Genomic DNA, 10244 nt, shown 5'->3' on the forward strand with positions numbered 1-10244 from the left:
TGCGGGGGCGATCGTGTCGGGGTCTTCGGGTACGGCCGCGGCGAAGAAGGTGGCGTTGGAGGCTGCGGGGGTGCGGGTGGGTAAGACCCCGTCGGAGACCGCCGCTCTGGCCCGCCAACTCTTCTGACGGACCGCCGCCCCCTCGGATCGGTCGCACCCGCCCCCGAACCCCGGTGCGAGACGCCGGGGACCGCGGCCGGACACGGCCGGCAGTGGCCACCGGGTGGGTACGACCACCTCGGCGGCGGCACCGGCTGCGCCGCCGCCCCCACCTCGTCCCGCCACCCGCCCCCTGCGCGCCGCTCGCCGGCTCCCCGGTCCGCCGGCCCCCGCCCGGCCGGACCTCTCCCCATTGGCACCGCCTGGCAGGAGACCCCAGTGACCCTGATCAGCAAGCCCGGAACCGACTGGACCACCCTCTACCAGCGCTGCCGAGAGGCGGCCCCCGAAGCGTTCGGCGCCGACCGGGTGCTCAATTACTGGGGCGGCCGGTGGCGCGCCGACGGCGAACCGCGGCCGGCCTTCTCCCCGGTCGACGGCTCCCCGATCGCCGGGCCGCCCATGGTCGGCGCCGAGACCGCCGCGGCCGCCGTCGCCGCCGCGGCGGCCGACCACCGGCGCTGGCGCCGGGTACCGCTCGCCGAGCGCCGGCAGCGCGTCGCCGCCGCCCTGGACGCCTGGCAGGAGCACCGCGACCTGCTCGCCCTGGCCCTGGTCTGGGAGATCGGCAAGCCGTGGCGGCTGGCCTGCCAGGACGTCGACCGCGCGATCTCCGGCGTCCGCTGGTACCTGGACGAGATCGACGGCATGCTCGGCGACCGCGCGCCGCTGGACGGCCCGGTCAGCAACATCGCCAGCTGGAACTACCCGATGAGCGTGCTGGCGCACGCCATGTGCGTCCAGGCGCTGGCCGGCAACGCCGCCATCGCCAAGACCCCCACCGACGGCGGGCTGGTCTGCCTCACCCTCGCCGTCGCGCTGGCCACCCGCGAAGGACTGCCGTTCACCCTGGTGAGCGGCGGTGGCCGGGACCTGTCGCCGGTCCTGGTCCGCGGCGCGGAGATCGGCTGCGTGTCGTTCGTCGGCGGGCGGGACGCCGGAGGCCAGGTCGCCACCGCGCTCGCCGACCTCGGCCGCCGGCACGTCCTGGAACAGGAGGGGCTCAACTGCTGGGGCGTGTGGGAGTTCGGTGACTGGGACACCTTCGCCGGCCAGGTGCGCCGCACCTTCGACTACGGCAAGCAGCGCTGTACCGCCTATCCCCGGTTCGTCGTGCAGCGGGACCTCTTCGACGAGTTCCTCGCCGCCTATCTGCCGGCCGTGTCGTCGGTGCGCTTCGGCCACCCGCTCGCGGTGTCCGCGCCCGAGGACGAGCTCCCCGAACTCGACTTCGGCCCGCTCATCAACGCGGCCAAGGCCAAGGAACTGCGCGACCAGGTGGCGCACGCCGTCGCCCACGGCGCCATCCCGCTGTACCGTGGCGCGCTCGCCGACGGCCACCTGCTGCCGGGCCAGAACACCGACGCCTACCTGGCGCCGGTCACGCTCCTGGAGCCGCCGCGCTCCTCCCCGCTGTTCCACGCCGAGCCGTTCGGCCCGGTCGACTCGATCGTGCTGGTCGACTCCGAGGACGAACTGATCGCCGCGATGAACGCCAGCAACGGCGCCCTCGTGGGCAGCGTCTCCTGCGACGACGAGGACACGGCGCGCCGGATCGCCGCCCGGGTGCGCGCGTTCAAGGTCGGCGTCAACGCGCCGCGTTCCCGCGGCGACCGGGCCGAGCTGTTCGGCGGATGGGGCGACTCCTGGCGGGGCGCGTTCGTCGGGGGTCACCTGCTGGTGCACGCGGTCACGGTCGGCGGTCCCGGCGAACGCCCGCCGGGCAACTTCCCCGACTACACCCTGCGGCCGTCGCCGATCGCCGTCTGAACCGGGGGCCGGGCGATGCCGACCTCCGCCATCACCACGCCGCCGCCGGTGACTCCGCTCCCCGGGGCGGTCGGCGAACTGCTGTCCGGTGCCGCCGCGCGGCTGCTGCTCGCCGGGCCGGCCGCCGGGCTGGCCTCCGGCGGCGGCCCCGACCTGCTCGAAGGCGCCGGACGCGCCGCCGGGTACCTGCTCGTGGCGGGCCCGCTGCTGATCGCCGGCCTGCTGGTGGCGGCCGCGGTCGACGCGCTCGCCCCACGCGCGCCGATCGCCCGGCTGCTCGGCGACGGACGGCGCTCGTACCGCTCCGCGCTGGCCGGTGCGCTGCTCGGCGCGGTGACACCGTTGTGCTCCGGCTCGGCGGCACCGGTCGCGGTGGCGCTGCGCCGGCGAGGCGCGCCACTCGCGGGGGCGGTGGCGTTCTGGGCGGCCGGGCCGCTGCTCAACCCGGCCGCCCTCGCCCTCTGTCTGGCGGTACTGCCGTGGCCGTGGGCCCTCGCCCGCGCCGGCGCGGGCCTGCTGGTCGCGCTGCTGGTGGCCGGTTACGCGGGCCGCGCCGCGCCGCCGCTGCCCCCGGACGAGCCCGCCCACCGGCCGCCCGCACCCCCGCGGCTCGCCGCGCGCCGGTTCGGCCGCAGCCTGGCCCGGATCACCCGCGCCACGATGCCGGACCACCTGGTCCTGCTGCTCGCGGTCGCGATCGCCGGCACCTGGCTGAACGGCGCACCGTGGGACGAGCACCCGATCGCCGCCCCGCTGGTCGCCGCCGCGGCGGCCGCGCTGCTCGCGGTCCCGTGGGGCGGCGAGATCCCGGCCGCCGCCGCCTTGGCCACCGCCGGCGCCCCGGGAGCCGCCGCGGCGGCCCTGGTCACCCTGCCCGTCCTCGGCCTGCCGGCCCTGGCCACGCTCCGCGCGATCGTCCCGCCCCGCCACCTCGCGGTCCTCGCCGCGGGGGTGGCGCTCACGGGAGCGATTGCGGGGGGCGCGGTCGGGCTGGGGTCGTGAGGCGGTCGGTCGCCGCATACCGCCGTTGACCGGAGGCGTGAGCTCGGCCGCGAATGCGCTCTCTGTGGAAAAGCCGCGAGAGACCTTCTCATCCGTGTGGGCCTGGCCCGCTCGGTGCGGCCGGTGTGGACCGACGAGATCCTGGATGAGCTTGATCGGGCACTTGCTCGTCGTTCGAGCGTGACCCCGGAGAAAGAACTCGACTGCGACGCTTGATGAATACCGCTATTCGTGACGGTCTCGTCGCCGGGTACGAGTCTCTCGTGGAGGGGCTCGAACTTCCCGATCCCAACGACCGGCACGTTCTGGCAACCGCCATTAAATCTAGGGCGGATACCATCGTCACGGTAAATCCGAGAGACTTGCATATGCTGGTCAATCGGGGTATCGCCGCCTGACGACTTTGTATTGGGCGAGAGTCCGCCGCTCGTCGCACGGCCGCCGGTAGGGGAACGGCTGTCTTTCCGTGACAGGATGGAGCACCGTGATCGGCGAACCTGACGCGCACCCCGTCCGGCTGCCCGGGTACCACGGCGGCCCCTTCGCCCGGCGTCCCGGCCTCCTGGCCGATCCGCTGTTCTGGCCGGGGCACCTCGCCTCCTGCGTCAGGGACGCGGCCGCGGAGGAGCTGCTGTTCGGCCCGGAGCACCTACGGGCCGGCCACCATGACTTCCACCTGCGGCTGTGGCAGCGGGGCGACTGGCCGGTGTTCACCGTTCCGCTCGCCGCCGGGCACCGGCTGCACGTCGTGTACCGCACCATCCCGGAGGACAGCGGCATCGACTACGTCGTGCACCACCCGGACTGGGACCGGGCGGAGCTCATCGCCCGGGTCGACGGGAACTTCATGGGGCCCGGCCTGTCGTGGCCGGAGCTGGCCGCGGCCGCCGACGCACCGGGAGACGGGGCCACCGGCTCCCATGCCCGCCTGCTGCTCCTGCTGCCCGCCCTGGGTGACGACGCCGTCCCGGCGGACGCCGCCCGCCGCGTGGCGGCGGCGCTGGCCGCCCGTACGGCCGTGGCGGCCCCGGAGCGGCTCGCCACCGTGCTCTTGGACCACCAGGGGCTGTGCGGCCCGGCGCGCTGGAGCATGACCGGCGGCGGGGTGCGGATCAACGACGGCGGATACTCCTACCGCAATCCCGCGAACCGCTTCGCGCTGCCGGAGGACCGGCTGGCGCGGGTGGCCGGCGCGCTCGCTCCACGGCCGGAGTCGCGACCGGCGTGATCGCGGCGGCGGAGCCGTCCCGGAGTGCTCCGTGTCCGCGACGACCGACGCTCGTGGCCGCCTCGTGATCCTCCGGGTGGCGGCGCGGCTCCGGCTCCGCGGCGGTCCGGCCTCCGCTTACCGGCGCCACGGGCGGGCGACGGCCCCCGGCCGGTTACGGATTACGCTGTCCAGATGGCGGTCTTCGTCCGATTTCGCATCACTGTCCGGCCGCCTCGATCCACGCCTTCTCCCGCAGCAGCCGCAGGCCGTTCAGCGCGACGAGGATCGTCGAGCCCTCGTGGCCGGCCACGCCGAGCGGAAGCGGAAGGGTGCCCACGATGTCCCAGGTCACCAGGGTGACGATCACGGTCCCCGCGATGACCAGGTTGGCGATCACCAGGCGGCGGGCGCGCCGCGCCAGGGCGATGACGGCGGGGATGGCCGGCAGCTCGTCTCGCACCACCACGGCGTCGGCCGTCTCCAGGGCGACGTCGGATCCCGCTCCGCCCATCGCGATGCCGATGTGGGCGGCGGCCATCGCGGGGGCGTCGTTGACGCCGTCGCCGACCAGCGCGACGCGTTCACCGCGCCCGGCCAGTTCCTGGACGGCGGCCACCTTGTCCTCGGGCAGCAGGCCGGCGCGCACCTCGGTGACACCGACCTCCTCGGCCACCCGCCGCGCGGCCCGGGGGTTGTCCCCGGTGAGCAGCACGGGCGGGGACGCGGTGAGGGCGGCGCACCCGCGGACCGCGGCCGCGGCGTCGCCGCGCACGGTGTCCCGGACGCCCAGGACGGCCACCGGGACGCCGTCGCGCAGCACGGTCACGGCGGTGTACCCGCGCGCCTCCAAGTCGGTGATCGCCGCGGCGGTCTCGGCGTGCCCGGCCGCGTCCGGGGCGAGCCGGTCCAGGGCGCCGACGTCGATGCGGTGGCCCTCGACCGACGCGGTCACGCCCCGGCCCGGGCGCGCGGTGAAGTCCGTCACCGGCGGGAGGTCGATCTCCGCGGCGACGGCGGCGGCCACCACCGCGGCGCCGAGCGGGTGCTCGCTCCCGCGCTCGACCGCGGCGGCCAGGCGCAGGACGTCGTGCTCGGACAGCGTGCCCGGCGAGGTCACGCGGATCTCGGCGACGGCGGGCCGGCCCTCGGTGAGGGTGCCGGTCTTGTCCAGGGCGACGACGGAGGCGCCGGCCAGGCGCTCCAGCACGACGGCGCTCTTGACCAGCACGCCGTGCCGGCCCGCGTTGGCCACGGCGGCGAGCAGCGGTGGCATGGTGGCCAGCACCACGGCGCAGGGGGAGGCGACGATCATGAAGGTCATCGCGCGCAGCAGCGCCGACTCCAGGTCCGCGCCGAACAGCAGCGGCACGGTGAACAGCGCGATCGTCGCCACGACGACGCCCACCGAGTAGTGCTGCTCGAAACGCTCGATGAACAACTGGGTCCGGGCCTTGGTGGCCGACGCGCGCTCGACCATGGCGACGATCCGCGCCACCACGCTGTCGTGCGCCGGGCGGCCCACCCGCACCCGGAGCGTGCCGGAGCCGTTCATGGTGCCGGCGAACACGTCATCGCCGGGGAACTTCGCCACCGGCATGGCCTCGCCCGTGATGGTGGCCTGGTCGACCTCGCTGCCGCCGTCGACGACCTCGCCGTCGGCGGCGATCCGCTCGCCCGGCCGGACCAGCAGCTCGTCGCCCACCGCGAGGTCGACTGCCGCGACCACCTCCTCGCCGCCGTCCGGGCGCAGCCGGGTGCCGCGTTCCGGTGCCAGCGCCAGCAGACCGCGCACCGAGTCCTCGGTGCGCCGGGTGGCCAGTGCCTCCAGCGCCCCGGAGGTGGCGAAGATGATGATGAGCAGCGCGCCGTCGAAGACCTGGCCGATGGCGGCGGCGCCGATCGCCGCGACCACCATGAGCAGGTCCACGTCCAGCGACCGCCCCAGCAGCGCACGGACTCCGGCCCAGGCGGGTTCCCAGCCGCCGGCGACGTAGCAGGCCAGATAGAGCGCCCAGTACAGCCAGGCGGGCGCGCCGGCGGCGTGGGCGACGGCCGCGACGGCGAACAGCGCCAGCGCCGCGGCCGCCCAGCGCACCTCGGCCAGAGCGAACAGCGGGGTACGGGCACGGGGGAGCGGCGCGGGGCGCTCGGGCGCCCGGCGGTCGCCGGCCACGGAGGTGGCCATGGGGCCTCCCAGGGGGTCGTCCGGTGGATCGCGGCCCACGATACTCGCATATATGAAGACGTGTTCATGTGTTGGCTGTGGCGTGTGCCACGCGCCGTGGGCTCCTTCCCGGCGCTCAGTACGATGGGCGTCATGGGGCACAAGGCGGCAGAGGCGGACGGCGCTCCCGGCTACGGCGCGGACACGCGGCCGGCGACGGCCGGCCCGGCACGCCTGGACGCCGCCGGTGCCGCGAAGGTGGCCGAGACGCTGCAGGCCCTCGCCGCGCCGAGTCGGCTGCTCATCCTCACCGCGCTGCGCGAGGGGCCGCGAACCGTGGGGGAGATCGTCGGTGCGGTGGACATGTCGCAGTCCGCCGTGTCGCACCAATTGCGGCTGCTGCGCACGCTCGGCCTCGTCACGGCCACCCGTGAAGGCCGCAGTATCAGCTACGCGCTGTACGACCACCACGTCGCCGAACTGCTGGACCAGGCCGTGTACCACACCGAGCACCTGCGGCTCGGCCTGGTCGACCGCTGAGGCGGGCGGGAGCGGGCGAGCCGGGGCCGCGCGCGCTGGTCAGAGGTGTCGGCGGCCGACACCGGTCACCACTGGAGTCCTCGCGCCAGCGCCTCGCGGTCGCCGGCCGGGACAACGGCAACGGCCGGACCGCGGCCGACCGGCTTCGTGGCGGTGGCACCGCCGACGGCGTGACCCCGGCGATCCTGCCGCCGGAGGACCCCACGGCGACACCGGCGGGGAACCGGCACCGATTCCAGCACGCCCCGCCACCGATCGCCGCGATCCGGGTCGACGGCGCTGTCCCGCGCCGGCACGACCGCGAGCCGCAGGGCGCAGGCCACGTTCGGTGACCGCTCCGGCGGCCAGCGCCGTCCAACGTCGCCGAGGGGCGTCCGGGCCGGGAGCCGGCGGGCATCGGCGCCCCGGCGGCGCGCGGTCGTACCTGGCCACGATCCGAGGCATCGTTCCGGGGTACGCTCCGCCGGAGTCGGTCGCCCGTCACGGCGGCGGGGGCATGACACTCGCCCGGTGCGGATGGCGGGCACTTCCGGGGGAGGTCCGGTGTCCGCGACGCGCGGGCCGAGGGGCCGACGATCACCTTGAGTGAGAACCTCCGGCGGACGCCGAAGCGGCGATGACGAACTCAGCAGAGCGGCGATGGCGAGCAGCGCCATGGCGACGGAGGTCGGGCCGCTCCCGCCGATCGGGGAGCGGGCGGGCGATGCCGAGGGCGGGTGCCCGGCGAACGTCGGGCGCGCTCTGGCTTCGGTCGCGGTCGTCCCCCGCAGGTTCCCCCGGGCCGGGGACACGGCACGGATCCGGCGCCGGGCGGATCGAGACACCCGCGCGGCACGCCCGGTTGCATAGGACACCTCCGGGGTATGGTAACGCTGTGCAGTCATTCAGGTACGTAGTGTCACGTGCCGACGGGATCACCCACCGAGGGCGGGTGGAGCGGACCACCACGCGGATCTTCCGCAACTGCTGGGAGGCGCTCGTGCCGCCGGAGCTGGGCGCATGGGAGCCGAAACTCGACGTCAGCGTGGTGATCCCGGCCCGCGGAGACCAGCGCGAACTCGACCTCGCGCTCGCCGCGCTCGCCGCGCAGACCTACCCGGCGCACCTGCTGGAGGTGGTCGTGGTCGACGACCACTCCCGCACGCCGTTGCGGCTGCCCGCGCGGCGGCCGGCCAACTGCCGGATGGAGCGGGCGCCGCTCACCGGTGTCGGCGCCGGACACGCCCGCGCCTACGGCGCCCACGTCACCAGCGGCGAGATCCTCTGCTGGCTCGACCCCGACGTCGTCACCGACCCCTGGCACGTGGAGGCGCACGCCCGGTGGCAGCATCTGCACCCGGAGTGCGTCACCCTGGGGCGGGTGGGGTTCCCGGCGCGATGCCCGCACACCGCCGAGGAGGTCGTGCGGCTCATCGCGGACGGCGACCTCGCCGACTCGCTCGGCGAGGCGCGCGGCCACCCCTGGGTGCAGCGGGTGCTGGACCGCACCGACGACCTGCGCGACGCCGACCACCTCGGCTTCCACGCCCACGTCGGCGTCTCGGCGGCGGTGCGCCGGTCGCTGTACGAGGCGGCCGGGGGCGTCGACCCCACGCTCACGCTCGGCCAGGACACCGAGTTCGGCTACCGGCTGTGGCAGGCCGGCGGGGTCTTCCTGCCCGAACCACGGGCGCGCGGCTGGCACGTCGGGGCGGGCTCCTCGGCCCGCACCCGGGTGCCCTCGCCACGCTTCCGGCACGCCGTGCTCGCCGACCTCATGCCGCACCCGCGGTGCTTCCGCGACGATGACGGCGGCGGGGACGCCCGGCGGGTGCCGCTGGTCCGGGCGGTGGTGCGGGTGGCCGGTGTCCGCTACGAACTCGTGCGGGCGTGCGTGGACCGGCTGCTCGCCGGGACCGAGCGCGACCTGGCGGTCACGCTGGTCGCCGACTGGAACAGCGCCGCCGGGGCGGGCGCCGCCGATCCCGCCGACCCCAGGCCGGATCCGCGCCTGGAACTGCGCCTGGTGCAGGCCAACTACCTCGGCGACCCCCGGGTGTCGTTCGCGCCGCACCCTCCGCGCACCGGCTTCCCCTCGCCCTACCTCCTGGAGCTCCCGGTCGGGACGGGCGTGGGGCCGGACACGGTGGCCCGCCTGGTCGCCGCCGCCGAGCGTGCCCGCGCCGGGCTGACCGAGCTCGCCGGGCCCGACGACGCGCCCGTGCCGGGCCTGCGCCTGTGGCGCACCCGGGCGGTGGCCCGCGCGCTGCGGGTCCGCGACTCCCACGAGACGCTGGCCGATACGGTCACCGAGGTGCACGGCCGGCTCCGGGTGGCCATGGACGAAAACGAACTGACCGATCTCGCCGCCCTGCCGGTGGAAGAGCTGCGGGCCGCGCTGTGGTCCGCGGCCGAGAGCACCGAGGCGGCCGCGGCCGGGGACACCCCCGCCGGACCGCAGCCCGCCGCACCCACCCGCCGCCGGCTGCGCGGCCTGGCCCGCGCCATGGGTCGGGTACTCCGCCCGACCCGGGGCCGCCGCCGCGGCGACGGCACCGAGGAGGCCGCGGCCTAGGATCCGCCGGCGGGTGCGTGCCCGGAGCACCCGCGGCGTGCGGTCGACGGCCGGGCCGGTCGTTCGGTGCCCGGACGGCCGGGGACGGTTTTCGGTGGGCCCGGTCGCGGCGGGGCGGGCGGATGCGGTGCACCCGACGGCCCACGTGATCGGGGTTCGGGGTGCGGTCACCCGGCCTTGGGCCACGGTTGAGGGTGACGGGGGCCGCCCGCGCTCATGGGTGGACGCGGTCAGGTGCGGGGGCGGTGGCCTGGTCCGGAACCCGGGCCATCGACGGAGGCACTCGCGATCGAGACGCCGCACCTACCGGCGATCGTCGGCGAAGATGATCGAGACGTTGTCCTGACGGATCGCGGTGTGACCGAGCCCTGTACCGTCGCAGTGTCGTCCTGGTCTGGTGGCGACGATCTTCGCCGTGCCGGTCCGGTCCGGACCGGCACGGTGGCCGCGCCGAGATCCTTCCCCGGGTACTGCGCGAGCGGGGCCGCGAGGCCGAGCACCCGCATGTCCACCCGCCCCGCGCGCTCAACACCACCGGCTTGTGACGGGGGCCCGCACGCACGCCCCACCCGCTCCCGCTTTCGACGCGACCGCGCTCTTCGCCGTGCTCAGCGAACACCAAGTGAGGTTCCGCGCGTCGTGGACACGACGCCGCCCGGCGAGCGAGCCGAATTCGCGGACCGGCCGGCCACATTCGCGTAGATGCGCACGGATCGCTTCGGCACGGTCTGCGTGGCGATGCGGTCAGCCCGACTTCTCAGCGAGTTCGGCGAGGAACCGCGGCACCCGCCCGGCACCGAAGTCATAGAACCGCGCCCACCGCGGCTCGACCGCGATCCGCGCCA

The 10244-nt window shown here is 75.7% G+C and carries 6 protein-coding genes and 1 pseudogene; 6 read left to right on the forward strand and 1 reads right to left on the reverse strand.

Features of this window, described 5'->3' with window-relative positions; translation table 11 throughout:
- The 4 genes and pseudogenes from ACFQRF_RS27515 to ACFQRF_RS27530 all read left to right on the forward strand — a co-directional run.
- Positions 1–127, forward strand: a pseudogene (locus ACFQRF_RS27515) (succinate--CoA ligase subunit alpha); the annotation flags it as partial.
- 251 nt (positions 128–378) lie between these two features.
- Positions 379–1929, forward strand: a complete 1551-nt coding sequence (locus tag ACFQRF_RS27520; protein WP_379874383.1) for an aldehyde dehydrogenase family protein — start codon at positions 379–381, stop codon at positions 1927–1929.
- Between the two features lie 15 nt (positions 1930–1944).
- Positions 1945–2931 carry a permease gene (locus ACFQRF_RS27525; RefSeq protein WP_379874385.1) on the forward strand — a complete coding sequence of 329 codons (987 nt, stop codon included), beginning with the start codon at positions 1945–1947 and terminating at the stop codon, positions 2929–2931.
- A gap of 484 nt (positions 2932–3415) precedes the next feature.
- Positions 3416–4159 (forward strand): hypothetical protein, encoded by a 744-nt coding sequence (locus ACFQRF_RS27530; protein WP_379874387.1) that lies wholly within the window; start codon positions 3416–3418, stop codon positions 4157–4159.
- A gap of 199 nt (positions 4160–4358) precedes the next feature.
- Here the strand turns inward: ACFQRF_RS27530 and ACFQRF_RS27535 are convergent, their stop codons facing one another.
- Positions 4359–6326 carry a heavy metal translocating P-type ATPase gene (locus ACFQRF_RS27535; RefSeq protein WP_379874388.1) on the reverse strand — a complete coding sequence of 656 codons (1968 nt, stop codon included), beginning with the start codon at positions 6324–6326 and terminating at the stop codon, positions 4359–4361.
- Positions 6327–6458: 132 nt separating this feature from the next.
- Here ACFQRF_RS27535 and ACFQRF_RS27540 point away from each other — a divergent pair, with 132 nt between their 5' ends.
- Positions 6459–6845, forward strand: a complete 387-nt coding sequence (locus ACFQRF_RS27540; protein WP_379874390.1) for an ArsR/SmtB family transcription factor — start codon at positions 6459–6461, stop codon at positions 6843–6845.
- A gap of 874 nt (positions 6846–7719) precedes the next feature.
- Entirely contained in the window at positions 7720–9399 is a 1680-nt protein-coding gene (locus ACFQRF_RS27545) for a glycosyltransferase family 2 protein (protein WP_379874392.1), read from the forward strand.
- Positions 9400–10244: the final 845 nt, after the last annotated feature.

It is taken from the genome of Marinactinospora rubrisoli, assembly GCF_042664915.1.
Lineage (GTDB): Bacteria > Actinomycetota > Actinomycetes > Streptosporangiales > Streptosporangiaceae > Marinitenerispora > Marinitenerispora rubrisoli.